13 protein-coding genes are annotated in these 19,292 nt (G+C 56.1%); 3 read left to right on the top strand and 10 right to left on the bottom strand.

Annotated elements, in window-relative coordinates:
- Positions 1–72 precede the first annotated feature (72 nt).
- Both MCM46_03275 and MCM46_03270 read left to right on the top strand, forming a co-directional pair.
- Positions 73–1,176 (top strand): ATP-binding protein, encoded by a 1,104-nt coding sequence (locus MCM46_03275; GenBank protein ID MCG3110827.1) that lies wholly within the window; start codon positions 73–75, stop codon positions 1,174–1,176.
- The gene (locus tag MCM46_03270) at positions 1,151–2,410 is read left to right on the top strand and encodes a hybrid sensor histidine kinase/response regulator (protein MCG3110826.1); all 1,260 of its coding nucleotides are present in this window, start codon (positions 1,151–1,153) and stop codon (positions 2,408–2,410) included. The genes MCM46_03275 and MCM46_03270 overlap by 26 nt, the downstream gene beginning before the upstream one ends.
- A 49-nt stretch (positions 2,411–2,459) precedes the next feature.
- On the opposite strand, the gene MCM46_03265 is transcribed toward MCM46_03270, so the two are convergent.
- The 10 genes from MCM46_03265 to MCM46_03220 form a co-directional block, all read right to left on the bottom strand.
- Entirely contained in the window at positions 2,460–2,954 is a 495-nt protein-coding gene (locus MCM46_03265) for a YajQ family cyclic di-GMP-binding protein (GenBank protein MCG3110825.1), read from the bottom strand.
- A 177-nt stretch (positions 2,955–3,131) separates the two neighbouring features.
- The gene (locus MCM46_03260; GenBank protein ID MCG3110824.1) at positions 3,132–3,518 is read right to left on the bottom strand and encodes a response regulator; all 387 of its coding nucleotides are present in this window, start codon (positions 3,516–3,518) and stop codon (positions 3,132–3,134) included.
- Complete coding sequence (locus MCM46_03255; protein ID MCG3110823.1) at positions 3,515–7,318, bottom strand: response regulator; 3,804 nt, start codon at positions 7,316–7,318, stop codon at positions 3,515–3,517. The genes MCM46_03260 and MCM46_03255 overlap by 4 nt, the downstream gene beginning before the upstream one ends.
- 127 nt (positions 7,319–7,445) lie before the next feature.
- Complete coding sequence (locus MCM46_03250; protein ID MCG3110822.1) at positions 7,446–8,108, bottom strand: outer membrane lipoprotein carrier protein LolA; 663 nt, start codon at positions 8,106–8,108, stop codon at positions 7,446–7,448.
- Positions 8,109–8,153: 45 nt separating this feature from the next.
- The gene (locus MCM46_03245) at positions 8,154–10,343 is read right to left on the bottom strand and encodes a DNA translocase FtsK (GenBank protein ID MCG3110821.1); all 2,190 of its coding nucleotides are present in this window, start codon (positions 10,341–10,343) and stop codon (positions 8,154–8,156) included.
- Between the two features lie 75 nt (positions 10,344–10,418).
- A complete protein-coding gene (locus MCM46_03240) occupies positions 10,419–12,149 on the bottom strand; it encodes a ribonuclease J (GenBank protein MCG3110820.1) in 1,731 nt (576 codons plus the stop codon).
- 40 nt (positions 12,150–12,189) lie between these two features.
- Positions 12,190–12,981 carry a 16S rRNA (adenine(1518)-N(6)/adenine(1519)-N(6))-dimethyltransferase RsmA gene (gene rsmA, locus MCM46_03235; GenBank protein MCG3110819.1) on the bottom strand — a complete coding sequence of 264 codons (792 nt, stop codon included), beginning with the start codon at positions 12,979–12,981 and terminating at the stop codon, positions 12,190–12,192.
- Positions 12,978–13,976 carry a 4-hydroxythreonine-4-phosphate dehydrogenase PdxA gene (gene pdxA, locus MCM46_03230; protein ID MCG3110818.1) on the bottom strand — a complete coding sequence of 333 codons (999 nt, stop codon included), beginning with the start codon at positions 13,974–13,976 and terminating at the stop codon, positions 12,978–12,980. The genes rsmA and pdxA overlap by 4 nt, the downstream gene beginning before the upstream one ends.
- A gap of 15 nt (positions 13,977–13,991) precedes the next feature.
- Positions 13,992–14,882, bottom strand: a complete 891-nt coding sequence (locus MCM46_03225; protein ID MCG3110817.1) for a cation diffusion facilitator family transporter — start codon at positions 14,880–14,882, stop codon at positions 13,992–13,994.
- Between the two features lie 26 nt (positions 14,883–14,908).
- The gene (locus MCM46_03220; GenBank protein MCG3110816.1) at positions 14,909–17,410 is read right to left on the bottom strand and encodes an ATP-binding protein; all 2,502 of its coding nucleotides are present in this window, start codon (positions 17,408–17,410) and stop codon (positions 14,909–14,911) included.
- Positions 17,411–17,575: 165 nt separating this feature from the next.
- On the opposite strand from MCM46_03220, the gene MCM46_03215 reads away from it, so the two are divergent.
- Complete coding sequence (locus MCM46_03215) at positions 17,576–19,291, top strand: ABC transporter permease subunit (protein MCG3110815.1); 1,716 nt, start codon at positions 17,576–17,578, stop codon at positions 19,289–19,291.
- Position 19,292: the final 1 nt, after the last annotated feature.

Here is a 19,292-nt window from a genome sequence, read left to right as displayed (position 1 = left end):
CGCGCGAATACAAATAGAGTCTTTCTCTCTTTTCGGGTCGAAGATTCCCCGCAGCTTGCTGCGGGAGCTTCAATGAGCCTTATGAACCGCATTTTGCTTCTGATCGATCATCCTGAGAATCGCCGTTTGCTGGCGGCGTGGCTGGGGAAATGGTATCAGGTCATTCCGGCCGATTCGAAAGAGGAACTCCACCAACCCTTTGACTTGGGGATGATCGACGGCCCGGCGCTCAGCCGTTTATCGAAAGAGGTCCAAACGAGAAAAGCGGCGGAGCGTCCCCGCTTTCTTCCATTTATCCTCGCCGTATCCCGACCGGATGTCAATCTCTTCAAGCAGCATCTTTGGGAGAGTGTAGACGAGCTGATCATTCATCCGGTCGATCAGATAGAATTGCAGGTCCGGATCGAAGTGCTTTTGCGTTCGCGGCAATTTTCATCGGAGCTCAAGTTGCGTAATGATGATCTGGAGGCGTATTCCCAAGCACTGATGCATGATCTTCGGGCACCGGTCCGGGCCATCGGCGGTTTTGCGAAATTATTGGTCCAGGAGCAGAAAGGAAAACTCGATGAGCGGGGAAAACACCATCTCGACCGGATTCAGTCGGTCGCAGAGCAGGCGTGGGACATGATCGACGCATTGCTCAACTTTTCCCGCCTTGGACGAAAAGAGATCACTCTCCGGAGGGTTCGCCTTCATTCCGTCATCGAATCCTGTCTGAGGAATCTGCAAGAAGAGATCGAAGCAGCCAACGCACAAATCGTCATCCGAGGAGAGCTCGCGTCCGTTCAGGCCGATCCCACCCTGCTGAAGATGGCTTTAAATGATCTTCTCTCGAATGCCATCAAGTATGTATCCCCCGGGACGCAGCCGCATGTCATTCTTTCTACGTCGATCCACCAACGACGTTGCCGCATTCACATCCAGGACAATGGTATCGGCATTTCGTCCGAAAACCAACAACGTATTTTTTCACCATTTGTCCGGCTTCACAGTGTGGAGGAATATCCGGGGATCGGATTGGGGCTTTCGACCGTCCGGAAAGTGGTCGAACTGATGGGGGGGCAAGTCGGCGTCGAATCGGCTCCGGACCAGGGGAGCCTCTTTTGGATCGAACTGGGTCTCCAGAACGAAGAAGCACATGGAAATCAGGATGAAATTGAAGTTTCTTATCGTTGACGATAATCCGGACGACCGGGAACTGATTATTCAGGAATTAAAGAAAGAATATCGGAATGCGGTTTATTCCGAGGTCTTTCGGAGGCGTGATTTTGAGACCGCCCTGGCGGAGGCAGATTTCGACATTGTCTTCACCGACTATCGGCTCAACTGGACCGACGGTCTTTGGGTCCTCTCGCAGTTCAAGGCGCATCACCCTCACATCCCTGTCATTATGGTCACCGATACCGGAAATGAGGAGATCGCCGTAAAGGGGATGAAAGCCGGGTTAAGTGACTATATCCTTAAGAAGTATCTTTTTCAGCTCTCGCTGGGGGTGAAGGAGACGCTTGAGAAGGAGAGGTTACGCAAAGAATATGAAGCGGCGCAGAAGGCCCTCCGCGAGGCCCACGCTCAGCTTGAGAGAAGGGTCGAGGAGCGGACTGCAGAATTGCTTCAGGCCAATACGAAGCTCAAACATGAGATCACCGAGCGGATCCGGACCGAAGCGGAGCTGAAGCAGAAAACGATGGAAGCCGAGGAGGCGAATCGAACAAAATCGTATTTTCTCTCCTCGGTCTCCCACGAGCTGAAAACGCCGCTCAATGCCATTCTCGGCTACACTCAGCTTTTAATGGATGGCACGTATGGTCCTCTTCCCGAAGACCAACGGAAGCCGTTGGAAGGAATATTAAGAAATGCAAATGATCAATCGAAGCTGGTGAGTAACTTGCTGGATCTGACGCAAATTGAATCAAAAAAAATGGTCGTCGATGTTGAAGAGATCGATCTCACGAAGTTAGTCGAGGAGGTCTGTCTGACGATGCAGCCGCTCTTCGAGAAGAAGTCCCTCTCGATTCTTTGGAATATCGAGGCAACGCTTCCGATGATCGAGTCGGATCCTTATAAAATCCGGCAGATCGTCGTAAATCTTCTTTCAAACGCATTGAAATTTACGCAGAAAGGCGGGGTCACCCTTTCGGTGCGGATGAAGTCACAAGGTGAAGGGGTCGAAATCGTCGTTCAAGATACCGGAATTGGAATTCCTTCGGAAGAGATCGCGAGAATCTTTGATGCTTTTCATCAGGTCGACCGGAAGGCGACCCGGGAATTCGGGGGGCTGGGGCTCGGCCTTGCCATCGTGAAAGAAATCGTCTCTCTCTTAAAGGGGAGCGTCGGCGTGGAGAGCACCGTCGGAGCCGGAACGACCTTTATTATCTCCCTGCCCTATCGTGTGACCTTGCAGACTGAATGAACAAGGGGATCTTAAAATAATTCCGGTGTGAAGCAAGGCGCCTACGGCCTTATCGATAATTAAGAAACTGTAGATCGAGCCCGAAGTCTTGTGAGCGTAAGAAGTTAATCACCGACTGAAGCTCGTCCTTGCTCTTGCTTTGGACGCGGACCTGGTCTGCCTGGATCTGGGCCTGTACTTTGAACTTGCCGTCCCGGATCGCCTTGCTGATCTCCTTGGCCTTCTCGGAGGGGATTCCTTGCTGCAGGGTGATCTTCTGCCGGACGGCCCCGCCGAGCGCCTTTTCGATTTTCTCATAGACCAGTGCCTTGAGCGAGACATTGCGTTTCACCAACTTCGTTTGAAAGACATCGAGGACCGCCTTGAGTTTATACTCGTCCTCGGAAGTGACGACCACCTCTTTCTCCTCCTCCAGCCGGATCTCGCTTTTGGTTCCTTTCAGATCAAAGCGCTGGCGAACCTCCTTCATCGCTTGCTCGACCGCGTTTTTAACTTCCTGGATATCAATCTTCGAAACCACATCAAATGAGCTTGTCTCCGCCATGGAATACTCCTTTCTTTCGATGAATGGGTGATCAGAGGAAGTTGCGGGATTCTTAAATGAAGATCATTCCCAATGATAAAGGGAGATGGCTTCAAAATACAATGGGGCAGATCGGATTGTCAATGGCGTAGAGGCGACCCGCCGGGGTCGCCTCCAGGATGAGTCAAGGCGAAGATGTTACGTCCGGGTTTCGAATTCTTTTAAGATTTCAAGGACCCTCTCCGCCAGTTTCTGGGGCGAGAAGGGTTTGGTGAGATATTCGAGGGCGCCCGCATTTTCACCCCGCTCCTTCGCCGAGGGATCGCCGCGGGCGGTCAACATGATAATCGGAATGTGGGAGGTTTCCTGGTTGGCCTTCAGCCGTTGGCAAGCTTCAAATCCGTTCATCTTCGGCATCATCACATCGAGCAGAATGAGATCGGGCCTCTCGGAAACGGCTTTTTCGATCGCTTCGACGCCGTTTCCCGCTTCGACCGTCTCAATCCCGCAGAACTTCAACTTGATCTGGATGAGCTGACGGACGAACTCTTCATCATCGACGATCAATACTTTTTTAGGATTCATGTGCGAACCCTGTCTAGCGACATCGTGCAATTGCCTCCTTGCTCCTGCGCGTTTTTTAATGCGTTGCTTGCATGAATAATCATCCTTTCGGCGGTATCGGCGTCGTCAAAGAAGGTGGCGGTTCCGATGCTCACCGTGACCATTTCAATGCTCTGTTTTCCGGGGATGGAGAAGTCGTAACTCTCCACAAGACGCCTCAGCTTTTCGGCGGCCATCTTCGCCGACTCGCGGGTTGTCTCCGGCATCATCAGGATGAAGGTGCTTCCGCCCCCCCGGCAGAGCGGGTTGGACGACCGCGTATTCCTTCTGTAGATGATGGCAATTTCGCGGAGGACATGATTTCCCGCTTCGGTTCCGTAGCGGCGGTTGAAGAGGCGGAACTGGTCCACATTCGAGATGAGAATGGAAAAAGGGCGTTTGTAGCGGAATGCCCGGCTGACCTCATCCGCGAGGCGATTGTTCAAATAACGTTCGTTGTAAAGACCGGTGAGGCCGTCGATCATCTTGGCCTTGTCGGGATAGAGCTTCTCGAATTTCCGGACCTCCTGAATCAGCGTCTCCTTGAGGGAAGGGTTCTTGTAGATGATCTCGCGGACCTGACCGTCCAGGATCTGTTTCTCTTCCGCGGTCAGCTCTCTCGAAGCAAAGAGGATGATCGGGATGTTCCGGGCGGTCGGATGCTGCTTGAGGCGATGGATGGTTTCAATACCGGAGATGTTGTTCAGCATCAGGTCGAGCAGAATCAGGTCGGGTTGGATTTCGACCGCCAAAGCGATCCCTTCTTCACCGTTGTTGGTCTTGATCACCCCGAAGTGCTCTTCATCCAAGATCGATCCGATCTGTTCCATGACGACGGTGTCTTGTTCGATCACCAGGAAGTTGATCGGCTTGCGGATCACCGATTGGGTGATGCTGTATTTTTTCAGGCTGTCGATCAGTCCCTTGCGATTGATCGGCTTGGTGAAATAATCGACCGCGCCGAGGCTGAATCCGAGCGTCGGATTCTCCACGATCGAAACGATGATCACCGGAATATCTTTGGTGGAGGGAAGGGTTTTCAATTTCTTGAGCACTTCCCATCCGTCGATCCGTGGCAGCATGATATCGAGGGTAATGGCGAACGGTTTGATCTCCTGTGCCTTCTCGATGGCGTCCTGTCCGTCATAAGCATGGACGACGGCGTAGCCCTCTTGGGTCAGATAAAGGGCGAGCAATTTTGCGACGGCGGGATCATCCTCGACGACCAGAATACGGGGCCGGTCCTCTTCGGCCCCTTCCGAAAGGGCGGGTATGTTGAGAATCGCATCGGCCCTGGCCGTCATTTCCGAGGAGCTGAATGTCTGGATCGGCGGAGGTTGTACGTCGCGCTCCTCTGGGATCGGGATGGAGACCCGGAAGGTGCTTCCGGAACCCGATCGGCTCTCCACATGGATCTCCCCCCCCAGGATATCGACGAAACGCTTGGTGATCGCCAGGCCGAGTCCCGTGCCGGGGTAATCCCGCGTGTAGGAACCGTCGATCTGCTGGAACTCATCGAAGATTTTGCTCAGCGCGTGGGTCGGGATGCCGATTCCGGTATCCCGGATCGATATCTCGATCGCCCGGGCGCGTCCCAGCCGTCCGGCGCGGACCTGGAGCTGGACGGAGCCCTTCGCCGGGGTAAACTTGATGGCGTTTCCAAGGATATTTAAAAGGATCTGTTTAACTTTTCCCTCATCGGTGTAGACCATATCGACCCCTTCATCGACGGAAAGGTCAAAATGGAGCCCCTTCTTGTAAGTCATCGGAATCACCGTCTGCTGGATCGTTTCGAGAAGGGAGCGAAGGCTAAAGAGGTGGGGATGAATCTCCATCTTGCCCGCTTTGATTTTTGAGAGGTCGAGCAGGTTATTGATGATCTCCAGGAGGTGCTGGCCGCTGGTGTTCATGTTGCGGACGTAGGACTCCTGATCGGGGGACAACGCTCCGGCCAGCCGGTCGAGCAGGATCTCCGAGAAACCGATGATCGAGGTGAGGGGGGTGCGCAATTCGTGTGAGACGTTCGAGAGAAACTCCGATTTGATCCGGTCCATCTCCATCAGTTTCTCGACGGTCTCCTGCTCCTTTTGGAAAAGATGGGCATTTTCCACCGCGGTTCCGACCTGATTTCCGATGGAGGAGAGAAGCTGGAGATCTTGCGCGGTAAAGTTGCGGGCGGTGCGGCTCGCGAGGGTGAAGGCGCCGATAATTTTGTTTTTCGACTGAACCGGAAAGACGATCAGCGTTTGGTATCCCGCGTTGATCAACGGATTGGTCGTTTCGGAAACATCGGCCTGCTCCAAGATGACCGGGGCCCGGGTGTCGACGACTTCCAGTGAAATCTGCAGATTTCCAGCGGCGTGAAGCTCATTCAACAAAGGGGAGGAGATGCCGAAATGGCTCTTCATCACCAGCCGGCTCTCCGAGGGATTGAAGATTTCAACATAACCCGATTCGAATCCCGTGACCTCAATTACCTTCTCCAGTGTGGTATCGAGCAGTCCCTGAAGCTCCAGCGACTGATTTGCGGTGGTCGCGATCTGATTGAGCGCTTGAAGCTCCCGCGTCCGGGAGAGGACCTTGTGCTCCAAGGTCGCATACGATTCGGAGAGTTTTTCCGCCATCTCGTTGAACTTGTCGGCCAGCGCTTCGATCTCATCATCCGTTTTGACCTGGAGGCGATACCCGAGATCTCCCTTCCGGATATGCTCGGCCCCCTCGTGCAGAAGGAGAAGCGGCCGAACGAGTTTTCCGGCGACAACGAAGCCGAGGGCGCCGGTGAAGCCGACCAGAAGCGATCCGTAAAGGAAGACGGTCCGAATAAGTGACTGGACCGGCTCATACGTCTCTTTCGGCTCCTGCCGGATGAAGCTGTGCCACTGCTTTCCCCCCTTTGAAGAGACCAGTTGATTCACCGCCGACACCGGCGCAAAACCGACGATCGAATTGGTCCCGCCGTGGCCGTCATTCTGGGCGGTCATCCACCCGGAACGATCTTCGGTGATCCGCTGCAGCAGGACCGGATCGGCGACATGACTTCCGGTCGGAAGGATCGGGCAGATCAGGACCACGCCGGAGGAGTCGATGAGCATCGCATGGCCCGTCGAGCCGAACCGGATCGGATAGATGAACGGCTGCAAAAAGGGTTTGAGATGGAGGGTGGCTTTTAAGATCCCTAAAAAATCCCCCGACTCTTTGTGAAGGACCGGCATGGCGATATCAAAGAGAAAGTCGGTTGCATCCTGATCGTGCTGGTAGAGCGCTCCAATGTAGACCGCTCCCTTCTCCCCCCGCGCGCTTTCTTTCCACCAGATTTCGTCGGCGAGAAAGGAACTGTTTGCCGGTGCCGCGGCGGAAGAGGCGATTTGCTGGCCGACATTGTTGGTGATGACCAAAGACTGAAGGACCGCTTGCGTTTCAGGAAGGCGCATGGCGCGATTCAGAAAGGCGGAAACTTTCGGGTCCGACGGGATTGTGGGAAGGGCGGCTTGGGCGGCGGTTCCTTTGGGAGCGGGACTCAGCGCATTTTGAAGCGCTTCTTGAATCTCGACCGAATCGCCGAGAAAATGGAGCTCGGCGATCTCTTTCTGGACGCCGAGGTCGGTTTTGCTGGCCGCTTCTTTCGCAAGCCCTTCGAAGTTGTTGCCGATCGCTTTGCGAAGCTCGGTCGTTCCTCTCCAGGATGTGACGATCAGTCCGAGAAGAACGGGGAGGATGGCCATGATGACCATCGCTGAAACGATTTTTTTTCGCAGTCCCGTCTTTCTCGACGTATCGACCAACGGCTCCTCGACGGAAAGTTTTCTAAAGTATACTCGAATGAATCCAACTTGTCACCTGATTTCCCTGTACTGGCGGGTGAGGAGAGAGGATCGGTCAGAGTCGATCCGGACCGAAGGGTCTGACGGGCTAGGGGGACTCGATGACCTCCGTTCCTTTCGGATATTTTACGGTGAAAACATCCTCCGAAAAACCTTTATTGATTTGAATTCCTTCAAATGAAAAGGTCGAGACATTCCCGTTCCGTTCAAAGAGGGTCACCTTTTGGATGACCAATCCTTCCACTTGGGGAGAAGGGGCCACCGAGGCGACGACTTTGGTCAATTGCGACTGCTTGTTTTTCGGAATCAGGCGAAGCGCGATCGATCGATCCGACCGGGGTTCCTCTTCGATGGAGATTTGGAAATCCTGGTCGAGGCGGCCTGCGCCGGAGAGGAGCTGGAGGGGGAGATGGCCGTCCGATTCCCCTCCGAGCCGGCTCTTCACGGCCTGTTGGTGCTCGGGGATGTAGAAAAGAAGGCGCTCTCCGTCGACGACAATCTGCTGGCGGCTCGGCTCGTGATAATCCCAACGCATCTTCCCTTTCTTGAGGAAGAGCTTTCCTTTGGAGACATAAGGGGTGTCGAAATCTTCGAAGCGGACCGATTGCACGAAGTCGGCCTGCAGGTCGTTTATCTTTTCGTATGCGCTTTGAATCTTGGCCGCCACGGCGGCAGGGTCTTCTTCGGCCGCGACGTGGGGAGCGAGGACGCAGAGGCTCAGCAGCGTCACAATGATCGATAAGATTTTCACGGTTGTCCTTTCTCGGGAGGGGGTTGCTCTATGCTTGCCCGTTCGTTAGTTGGCGTCCTTCTTGACGAGGATTTCCCTCGGTTTTCCGCCCGACGCCGGCCCGATGACGCCGTCTTCCTCCATCATCTCGATCATCCGGGCGGCGCGGGGGTAGCCGACCCGCATCCGGCGCTGAATGAAAGAGGCGGAGGCCTGCCCGGTGGAGATCACCAGCTCTCGCGCCTGTTCGTAAAGATCGTCGCGCTCGCTCAAAGAAGATTCCTCCGGGGAGGAGTCTTCTTCGGACAACGCGGCTTCATAATGGGGAGAAGCCTGTTCCTTCACGAAGGTGGTCACCTTCTTAATCTCTTCTTCCGATACGTAGGAGCCGTGAACGCGGAGGATCTTTCCGGTTCCGGCGGAGAGATAAAGCATGTCCCCTTTTCCGAGGAGCTGCTCGGCGCCGTTGGCGTCGAGGATGGTTCTGGAGTCGGTTTTTGATGAAACACAAAAGGCGATGCGCGCCGGGAAATTCGCTTTGATCACGCCGGTGATCACATCGACCGAGGGGCGCTGCGTGGCCAGGATCAGGTGGATCCCGGCGGCGCGGGCCATCTGCGCGAGGCGGGTAATGGAATCTTCCACATCGCGCGGCGCCACCATCATCAGGTCGGCCAGCTCGTCGATGAGAATCACGATATAGGGGAGGGGGCCATGTTCCAGCGGCGGCTTTCCGCCCGGGACCGCTTCCTCCGTTTTGGGGGGCGGGGGAGGGCTGTTCTTCAAGAGCTTGTTGTACGCGTCGATGTTCCGCACCCCCTTCTCCGCGAGGAGCTGATAGCGGCGCTGCATCTCGGCGACCATCTTGCGAAGCGCATCGGACGCCGCCTTGGCCCGAACGATTACCGGCGCGACCAGATGCGGGATGCCGTCGTAGAGCGAAAACTCGAGCATCTTCGGGTCGATCATCAGCATCTTGACCTCGGACGGCGTGGCCGAGTAAAGAAGCGAGAGGATCATGCCGTTCAACCCGACGCTTTTTCCGGAGCCGGTCGAGCCGGCGATCAGCAGATGCGGCATCGTGGCCAGATCGGCGGAAACCGAATTCCCGAAGATATCTTTGCCGAGGGCCAGCCGAAGCTTGGAGCCGATCTGGTTGTACGAGGGGGAGGAGAGGATCTCTTTCAACAGCACCTCTTCGCGAACGACGTTCGGGATCTCAATCCCGACGGTTGATTTCCCCGGCAGGGGGGCGACAATGCGGACCTGCATCGCTTTCATCGCCAAGGCGAGGTCGTCGGCGAGATTGGTGATCCGGTTCAGTTTAATGCCGGGGGCCGGCTCGAACTCGAACATCGTCACGACCGGTCCGGGATGGACTTGCGTGACCTTTCCCTCCACGTCGAAATCGAGCAGCTTTCTTTCGAGTATCCGAGACTGCGCGACCCACTCTTCCTCGGTCATTCGTTTGGCCGCCCCGGACGGGTCGGCCAGGAGGGAAAGGGGGGGAAGCCGGTAGTCTCCTTCTTCCGGACGGATAAAAGGAAAAACCTCTTGCTGGGGGGGGATCGTGATCTTCGGCGGCGGCGGCTCGACGGCCGGCGTCCGGGCGATTTCCGGCGCTTTGGAAGGGGCCGGCGGCGCCGCGGCGCGGCGCTTCTTTTTACTTTGCCGGATCACAATCTGCTCCAGGATCGATTGTCGGGCCTCCAAGAGTCGCTCTTGCAATCGGCTCAACGCCGCGCGGGGGGAAAAGGGAGAGATCAACATCCACCCGAGAAGGAAAAGAAAAAGGAGGATGATATGGCTTCCAATCGAGGCAAAATAGTCGAGGAAGAAGCGGGAGAGAATTCGCCCGATCACCCCTCCCTTCAGGTTGGGAGAGGTGATCGAAGTCGATCCTCCCCATTCCAATTCGGCCAGGGAGGAGAGGGTCAGGAGGAGAAGGGCCGATCCGGCGAGGCCCTGTTTGGTGAGGAGGCCGCGTCCTTCCCTGAAGAACCGGACCCCTATAATGATTGAAAAGATCGGGAAGAGATAAGAGGAGATTCCGAACAACTGAAAGAAGAGATCGGAGAGATTGGCGCCGACCCGTCCGATCGCGTTTTGCACCTTCGGATCGGAGGAGATGGTCGAGAATGAAAGATCATCGGCGTGATAGGTCAAAAGACTGATGCCGAGGAGAAGTCCGAGGACGATCAGGAGAATGCCGATGATTTCGTCAGTGTAGCCGTTATGGGATTTGCTGGAGGCCATCGTTGGTTTCCTTGGACATTGTTACGGTAGGACATGATTACCGTAGGGGCGACGCATGCGTCGCCCCTACAAGATTCAGATCACAATCACATTGGGAATGATCATCGGATAACGATTCATTTTCTTAGAGATGATCTTTTTCAAGGTCTGTTTGATCCGCGTCTCAATCCCCTGTTGTAGGTCGGCGGCAAAATGATCTCCCCAGGCGGGATCGGTTTCCACTTCGCGAAGGAGCGTTTGGAGGGAGAGCGCCATCTCTTCCCAGAGGGGATGTTCGATATCGTTTCCGGTGAAGCCGCGCGAGAGAAGGGTCGGGCCGGATCGCACTTTTCGCCCCTCCCGATCGACCGCCACTGTCACGACGATGACCCCGTCCGAGCCGAGGTGTTTGCGGTCTTTCAGGACGGTCTGCTCAACGTCTCCGACTCCCTTCCCGTCGATGTAGATCCGTCGGGCGGGGATCGCATTTCCCTTTTCGCAGTGCCCCTGCCTAAAGACGAGCTCGTCCCCATCCTCGATGACCAAGATATTTCCGGGATCAACCCCGGCCTTCGCCGCGAGCGCGGCGTGAGAGACCATCTGGCGGTATTCGCCGTGGACCGGGACAAAAAACTCGGGCCGGACCCACTCGATCATTTTTTGCTGTTCGTCCCGGCTGGCATGTCCCGAAACGTGGACACGGGCGATCTTCTCGTGCAGGACGATGGCTCCCTTCCGGAAGAGATGATTGATGACGCGCGAGATATCTTCTTCGTTTCCCGGAATCACGCGTGCGGAGAGGATCACCGTATCGCCCGGCTTGACCTGAATCTGCTTGTGGTCGTCGGTCGCCATCCGGTAGAGGGCCGACATCGGTTCCCCCTGGCTGCCGGTGGTAATCAGGACCACCTCGGGATCGGGGGTCCGGCTCAGCTCCTCCAGCGGGGCAATCTGGTCGAGTGGAAAGGAAAGATAGCCGAGCTCCCGGGCAATCTTCACGTTGCCGATGATGCTCTTTCCCGAGAGGAAGACCTTTCGGCCGAGCCGGCTGGCGATTTGCGCGATCTGATCGATCCGGTGGATGTTCGATGAGAACGTCGCGACGATGATCCTTCCTTCCGCTTCGGCGAAGAGCGTTTCAAAATTCTCGCCGACGCGGCTTTCCGATCCGGTGTGCCCTTCGCGCTCGGCGTTGGTGCTGTCTGAGAAGAGGGCGAGCACCCCTTTCTCGCCATACGCTTTGAAGCGCTCGACATCGAAGTAGCTTCCGCCGACCGGTTCCGGATCGATCTTAAAATCGCCGGTATGAATGACGGCGCCGACCGGCGTCGTAATCGCATAGGCGACGCTGTCGGAGATGCTGTGCGTCACGCTGATCGGCTCGATGCAGAACGGTCCGACAAAGATCGGCTCCCTCGGCTTGACGGTGATCAAACGGGGGGTGATCGGCGATCCGTCCTCTTCCCGCAAGAATTCGGACCGATGTTCCTTAAACTTGTCCGCAAGAAAGCCGAGGGTCAGCGGCGTTCCATAAATCGGGACGTTCATTTCCCGGAGAAGGTAAGGAACCGCGCCGATATGGTCTTCATGTCCGTGAGTGAGGAAAACGCCGAGAACGGTCTTGTTCGGATCGAGGAGGAAGGAGAAGTCGGGGATGACGATGTCGACCCCGAACATATCGTTCTCGGGAAACATCAGTCCCGCATCGACCAGCACGATCGATCCTTCATATTCGAAGGCCATCATGTTCATGCCGATCTCCCCCAGTCCTCCGAGAGGGATCACCCGGAGAGGATGGACATTTTTTTCTAACTGCTCTTTCGACATCAGGTTTCTCAAACACTGGACTATAGCATAGATCGGCTTCTTAATCAAACAAAGTATCGGCCAAAAGGGCGAACTCGGAGATCGAAAGGGTCTCCCCCCGGCGGGCCGGATCGAGGCCGATTTTCTGAAGGGCGGCGTCTACCTGATCTCTCGGAAAGCCGGCGTCGGCGAGGGCGTTGGCGAGGCGTTTCCGCCGGTGCCCGAAGGCCCCTCGAACGATCCGCCCGAAGAGCGCTTCATCTCTGATGGGAACCCGGGGATGGGAAAGCGGGGTGAGAGAGATCACCGAAGAGTCGACATCGGGACGGGGACGGAAGCAGCCCCGCGAGACATGAAAGGCAATCCGAATGTCGGCATAAAGCTGAGCCATGACCGAGAGGACGCTGTAGTTTTTTTCTCCCACGGGGGCGACGAGTCTTTCGGCGACCTCTTTCTGAAGCATCAGGACCATTCGCGAGATCCGTTGTCGCTCTTCGAGGAGGCGAAAGAGGAGCGGTGTCGAGAGGTAATAGGGAAGGTTGGCGACCACTTTATAAGGGGACGGGATCTGATGATAAGGGTACTGAAGCGCATCTTCCTGGAGGAGGTGAAGATGGGGGGAGGGAATCTCTTGCCGGAGCGTGGCGACCAAAAGCGGGTCGATTTCGATGGCCAGGAGCTCGGCCCCGCGCTCCAACAGCCCTTTGGTGAGGATGCCGCGGCCCGGCCCGATTTCGACGACCCGCTCTCCCGGCCCGATTTCAGCCGTATCGAGGATCTTTCGCTGGATGTTGTAATCGATCAGGAAGTTTTGGCCCCACGATTTTCGAGGGCGGGGGGTGGTTTCGGTCATCGCTTTCGGCTCTCCGCCATCTCGGCCGCCAGCTTCAAGGCCTCGCGGAGGCTGCCGGGGTCGGCGACCCCTTTGCCGGCGATGTCGTACGCCGTCCCATGATCGACGGAGGTTCGAATGAAGGGGAGGCCGATGGTGACGTTGACGGCGTTGCCGAAGGCCAACAGCTTGATCGGGATGAGCGCCTGATCGTGAAAGAGGGCGACGGCGGCATCGAACCGTCCCGTTTTTAATTGATAGAAAAGGGTATCGGCCGGAAACGGGCCGAGGACATTGATTTTCTCCAGCCGGGCCGCTTCGACGGCAGGGACGACATGCTGCTTTTCTTCATCGCCGAAGATGCCCCGCTCGCCGGCGTGCGGATTCAGCGCCGCCAAGGCGATTTTTGGGGTTTCGATGCCGAAGTCTTGTTTCATTGCCCCGTCGGTGAGGCGGATCGCCTCGACGATGATCTCCTTCCGAATCGTTGTGATCGCCTCCCGGAGGGGAAGATGGATCGTCGTCAGGGTGATTTTTAATCCGCCGCCGACCATCATCATCGCGAACCGGTCGGTCTCGGCGAGATCGGCCAGAAATTCGGTGTGGCCGGGAAAGGCAAAGCCGATCGTCTTCATCCCCTCTTTGTTGATCGGAGCGGTGGTGATCCCGTCGATCTCCCCGCGCAACGCCATCTCGGCCGCCTGCTTGATCGCCTGGAAGGCGGCGCGGGCCGCTTCGGGGTGGGTTTTTCCGTATTCTAACGACGGAAGCGGTTTCCCAGGGGGTTCCAGGATTTCAACGGTTCCCTCCTGAAAGCGCGCTTCGGAAAGTGTTTTGATTCGGCGAGTCGATAGCTCGGGGGCAAAACGGGCCGCCGCTTCCGACATCCGGTTCGGATCTCCGACGACGAAGGGACGGCAGCGGGTATAGGTTGTTTTTTCCAGGAGTCCTTTAACAATCACCTCCGGGCCGATCCCGGACGGATCGCCCATCGTGACAGCGATGATCGGCTTCATTCTAATGAAATCCTTTCAGTCGTTCTCAAGCTCCGGAAGGTGCGGTTCGAGGTGGACGACCACCTCGATGACGTCGGAGAATTTCTTCATGATCTCGGCTTCCACACGATGGGCGAGAACGTGGGCCTTTTCCAAATGCATCTGGGGATTGACATGAATGTGGAGATCGACGTAGATGTGGTTCATGCTCCCGCGGGTTCGGACGGCATGGCACTCTTCGACCCCGTCGATTTGCATCACCAAGCCGTGAATCTCCCGTGGATGGATTCGGGAGTAGTCGGTCAAGACCTTTGAGCTTTCCATCAAGATCTGCATCCCGACCTTCCCGATGATGAAGGCGATGACCACCGCAATGAGCGGATCGAGGATCGGGTAGCCGGCCCAGCCGGCCGCCAGACTGACGATCACCGAGAGAGAGGCGAAGACGTCGCTCTTGGTGTGCAATGAGTCGGCGATCAGGACTTCGCTTTTGAGGAGATCCCCCTTCCGTCTCTCCCATCGGCTGATCGAGAGGTTCATCCCGATCGTCAGGATCATGATAACGAAACTCGTCGCCGTCACCTCGGGTATGATTCCATCCTGAAATCGGGTGTAGCTGCTCTTTAGGATTTCGAAGCATCCGAGAAAAAGGAAAACAGAAATGCAAAACGAGGCGAAGGTTTCGAACTTGCGGTGGCCGTAGGGATGGGTGTCGTCCGGGGGGCGAGAGGCGAACCAGACGCCGACCAGTCCGATCACATTCGATGCCGCGTCGAGGAAGGAGTGAAAGCCGTCTGCCTGCATGCTGATCGAATCGGTCCAATATCCCCAGAACGACTTCGCAAGAGCGGTCAGAAGATTCAGACCGAGGATCACGATCAAGATCTTCTTGACCTGGCCGGTGTTCGTTTCCATGGTTCTAGGCATCGTTGGTTTGCGCTTCCTTTTAGATCTTAGGAGGGAGAGGGTTCCGTTTCCCGTTCCGGCTGGTGCGCCGCCGTCGGGAGGGTGAAATAAAAGGTGCATCCCTCTCCGGGCGCGCTCTCGCACCAGATTTTCCCGTTGAGATGGCTGATGATCTCGCGGCAGATCGCCAACCCGAGGCCGGTTCCTTTCGGCAAACCTTTCTCGGGCCGGGCCACCTGATAGAATTTGTTGAAGATCTTCGTTGTCTCACTCTGCGGCAGGCCGATCCCGGTGTCGCGGACCCCGGCGAGGATCTCGTTTTCTCCGGAGCGCCGCGCAAAGAGAGCGATCTGCCCCCGTTCCGTAAATTTGATCGCGTTGGAGAGGAGGTTGTTCAGAACCTGAATGAGGTGGTCCCGGTCGCCCAAAACGGGTGGAAGATCGGGTTCGATCTCGACCAAAAGGGCGATCTTTTTCGGGTCGACCAGCGAATGGGTGGCGCGAACCGTCGAATCGATCAGATCGACCAGGTCGAGCGGCTCGACCCTCCAAGCGATTTTTCCCGCCTCGATCTTCGAGATATCGAGCACATCATTGATCAACCGGATGAGACGATCGGACTCTTGGTTGATGATCTGCAAGAATTCCTGCTGTTTCTCGGCGGCGATATCTTGGTAGGAGAGGAGGATTTCGATGAAGCCTTTGATGGAGGTCAACGGCGTGCGAAATTCATGGGAAACCTTTGAGACGAAATCGGACTTCAGTTGATCGACCTTTTTCGTCTCTTCATAAAGCCGGATGTTCTCCACTGCGACGCCGATCTGATTTCCGATCGCCACCAGAAGTCCCAGATCTTGCCGGATGAAAGGCTGAGAGGTGCGATCAAGGAGGGTGAGGGTCCCGAGGATTTTCCCCTTGGAGCGGATCGGGATGGTGATGAAATTCGGATAGGGGGTCTCCTTGAACGGGACCTCTTCGAGCGACTCTTCGATGGAGGAGATCGGCACCTCCTTTTCAATCACCTGACGGTAGAGAATTTCGCTGTCCTTTTGTTTTTGGTCCGGATCCAGCCCGTCCGCTGAAAAGCCCCAGGTGGAGGTCAGCCGGGGCGGTCGGCCGGCCTCTTCCAGCAGATGAATCATCCCCCCCTCCGTGCCGAAAATTTTGAGAACGGTGGAAAGCGCCTCGTCCAACAGCTCTTTCAGATTGAGCGATTTGCTGAGGGTTGAAGCGATCATGTAGAGGGCGGAGAGCTCTTTGTTCTTCGCCGCCAGATCATGGGTTCGTTGCGCCACCTTCTGTTCGAGCTGGGTATAGGAGACTTTGATTTTGGCCGCCATCTCATTAAAGTCGGCGGCCAACTCCTCGATCTCATCGCCGGTTCGGATATCGAGCTGCGCCTGAAGTTCGCCCTGGGCGATCTGTTTGGCTCCCTTTCGGAGCTGCATGATCGGCTGAACGAGCCTTCCTGTGGCATAGGAGATGAAGAATGCGAGCAATCCCATTCCGAGGAGCCCCAGCCCGGCGACCCAGGAAAGGAGGGTCTGGATGGGGGCGTAGGTCTCCTTCGGGTCTTGGCTCGTGAAGATATACCATCGGTGGCCGCCGAAGCTCCCCCGGATGGCGCTCGGAACGACGACCGGGGCGAAGCCGTTGATCGATCGCTCTCCCGGGTGGTGAACATCGGCATGGCTGCTTCCCCATCCGGGTTGCGGTTGCGTGACCTTTTGGACCAACTCCGGCTCGAGCGTGTGGTTTTTTACAAGGAAGATCGGGCAGAAGAGAAGGTTGCCGTCCGAGCCGGCCAGCATCGTATGATCGGTTTTGGCGAGTTTGACCTGGGTGACCAGTTCAAAAAAATCCTTGACCGATTGGACCATCAGGAGAACGCCGATCGGCCGCTCTCCCTTTAAATCATAAATCGGGGTCGCGATGGAGAGGGTATACATGGTCGGAACGTTTTTAAAGGGACTGGATAATTCGATATCCGAGATATACTGTTTCCCTTCCGATACATTGAGAACGTCCTTCCACCAGGGTTGGTCTCCATAATAAATCTCCATCGGCTCCGCGGTCGCCGCCACGACGATTCCCTTCTCGTCGATGACCAGCGTTCCCAAATCTTCCTCGGTCCGTCCCGGTTTGAGATGGAATGTTTGAAGGTGGTGGGAGGCCGGGTTTTGCAGCAAATGCGCGACGAGAAGGGAGCGGGTCGACGCATCGCTCCATTCGGCCCGCATGTGAGCGACCCGGTCGGGGTGCTGTTTCGGCGGGGGAAGATCGTACGCTCGGTTCGATTGGTGGAGAATATCGAGGACGTCGGGAGAGGAGGTGAAGGCGTAAGCTTCTTCGACGTGATGTTCCAGAAGCCGGGTAAAGTTCTTGCTGGTTTCTTCGGCGGTATGCTGGAATTCGAGCCCGATGCTTTTTTCGATGGCGCGCTTGCCGACGATATAGATCACCGTCAGTCCCAGGACCCAGGTCAGCCCGGCGATCAAGAGGATGGAAAAAATCATCCGGGCCTGAAAACTTCGGGTGATTTTTATCATGCGAACGGTATCCCGGGGACTAATTTCTACGTAAAAAGCGGGGCGTGTAAAATGTCCTCATTCTATCATTCAAGATGGGAGATGTCAAAATGACAGGGGAGCATCTCTGATTTGAATTTACCCTTTGTTTCTGTTAGGCTTCGTCCGCTTCATGAGGTGACCGGAATGTCGAAAGAGGGGAAAAGAAGAGTGGTTTTCGGGGTCACCCTGCTTCTGATAGTGGGACTCACGTATGCGATCGGCCGGCGGTTGGAGTTCCCAGCGGTAAAGATCGAGCTCGATACGGGCCTCTCTCGCCTTCCATTCTATGCGGTCTATTCGCTCCTCCGGATGTTTTCCGCCTATCTCCTTGCCTTTTTGTTCTCCGTCTTCTACGGGTACATCGCTGCAACCGTTTCGAAGGCGGAGGGACCGATGATCGCCATCCTTGATGTTCTCCAATCGATTCCCATCCTCGGGTTTTTCCCGGTGGCCGTCTTTTTCTTCGTCAATCTTTTTCAGGGAAGCCGGTTGGGGGTCGAACTTGCAAGTGTCCTCCTGATCTTCACGTCGATGGCATGGAACATGGCCTTCGGCACGTACGAATCGTTCAAAACCGTTCCGAACGATCTGATCGAGGCCGCCGACGGGCTCGGCCTTCAAGGTTGGCCCAAATTTAAAAAGGCCCTCTTTCCGATCTGCATCCCGCGGTTGATCTATAACAGCATGATCTCTTGGGCCGGCGGCTGGTATTTTCTGATCGCCTGCGAGATTATCGCTATCGGTTCGATCCGGTATCATCTCCCCGGTTTGGGGAGCTTTTTGATCGAATCGGTCGAGGAGGGAGAGCTAGGACGGACCTTCTATGGATTGTTCATGTTGATCGTGATCATCGTCCTTCTCGATCTTTTTATTTGGAGGCCGCTCTCGGTTTGGGGAGAAAAATTCCGGTATGAAAACATTTCCTCGGAGACGGCCCCTCCCGAGTCCTTTGCGCTTCAGTGGTACCGCAGGCTCCGGGTGACGAAGCGATGGCGAAGGATCAGACGGGTTATGGCAAAACCAATCTTCCTCATCGATCCCCGCCGGTATCTTCCGCCGACCGGGAAAAGGATGGTCCAAGAGACCCGCAAGCGGATCTGGCCCCGTCTCCGGAAAGGGATCGGTTATCTCCTCCTCGGAGGGCTCTTCCTTCTGATCGGGTGGAGCTTCGTTCTGCTTGTGAACGGATTGGGGCAACCGTTTCCTACCGAGGCGAGGCAAATCCCGGTGGCCCTTCTCGCCTCGTTTTTGCGATTATCGGTGGCCTATCTGATCGCGCTCTCCTGGACCCTTCCGGTCGCCTTCTGGGTGGGAGAGAATCCGCGCGCCCTCCGAATCGTCACCCCGATCGCCGAGATCGGCGCGTCGATTCCGGCCACGGCCCTCTTCCCCTTCTTCATTGTCTTGGCCGTTCATGTGCTGGGAGGGATGAACGGCGCCGCCATTCTATTGATCTTGACCGGGATGCAATGGTATCTTCTCTTTAATTTGATCGGGGGGGTTCAAAATATCCCGGGCGACCTCAAAGAAGCGGCAAAGGGGTTGGGAGTTTCAAGGTGGCTCTATTGGAAGCGGCTTTATCTCCCGGCCATTTTCCCCGCCCTCATTACCGGGAGCATCACCGCCTGGGGAGGCGGGTGGAACGCACTGATCGTTTCGGAATATGTCGTCTATCAGCGCGAAATTTATTCCGTGACCGGGATCGGGGCGATGCTCGACCGGGCGATCTATGAATCCGGAAACGGGCAGATGATCTTGTTAACCCTGGTGACAATGGTCCTCGCCATCACATTGCTCAATCGGTTTTTCTGGCGAAGACTCTTTATCTATGCCGTAGAGCGGTATAAGATCGACTATTAAA

The sequence above is a fragment of the Candidatus Manganitrophus morganii genome, assembly GCA_021651055.1.
Taxonomy (GTDB): Bacteria; Nitrospirota; Nitrospiria; order SBBL01; family Manganitrophaceae; genus Manganitrophus; species Manganitrophus morganii.
The sequence above is the reverse complement of the archived record's forward strand: the minus strand, read 5'-3'. Positions and strand labels throughout refer to the sequence as shown.

Coding starts and splice junctions, on each gene's coding strand:
- rsmA (MCG3110819.1), bottom strand. CDS start 12,981: ATGACCGAAACCACCCCCCGCCCTCGAAAATCGTGGGGCCAAAACTTC.
- MCM46_03270 (MCG3110826.1), top strand. CDS start 1,151: ATGAAATTGAAGTTTCTTATCGTTGACGATAATCCGGACGACCGGGAA.
- MCM46_03260 (MCG3110824.1), bottom strand. CDS start 3,518: ATGAATCCTAAAAAAGTATTGATCGTCGATGATGAAGAGTTCGTCCGT.
- MCM46_03240 (MCG3110820.1), bottom strand. CDS start 12,149: ATGTCGAAAGAGCAGTTAGAAAAAAATGTCCATCCTCTCCGGGTGATC.
- MCM46_03275 (MCG3110827.1), top strand. CDS start 73: ATGAGCCTTATGAACCGCATTTTGCTTCTGATCGATCATCCTGAGAAT.
- MCM46_03225 (MCG3110817.1), bottom strand. CDS start 14,882: ATGCCTAGAACCATGGAAACGAACACCGGCCAGGTCAAGAAGATCTTG.
- MCM46_03265 (MCG3110825.1), bottom strand. CDS start 2,954: ATGGCGGAGACAAGCTCATTTGATGTGGTTTCGAAGATTGATATCCAG.
- MCM46_03245 (MCG3110821.1), bottom strand. CDS start 10,343: ATGGCCTCCAGCAAATCCCATAACGGCTACACTGACGAAATCATCGGC.
- MCM46_03215 (MCG3110815.1), top strand. CDS start 17,576: ATGTCGAAAGAGGGGAAAAGAAGAGTGGTTTTCGGGGTCACCCTGCTT.
- MCM46_03220 (MCG3110816.1), bottom strand. CDS start 17,410: ATGATAAAAATCACCCGAAGTTTTCAGGCCCGGATGATTTTTTCCATC.
- pdxA (MCG3110818.1), bottom strand. CDS start 13,976: ATGAAGCCGATCATCGCTGTCACGATGGGCGATCCGTCCGGGATCGGC.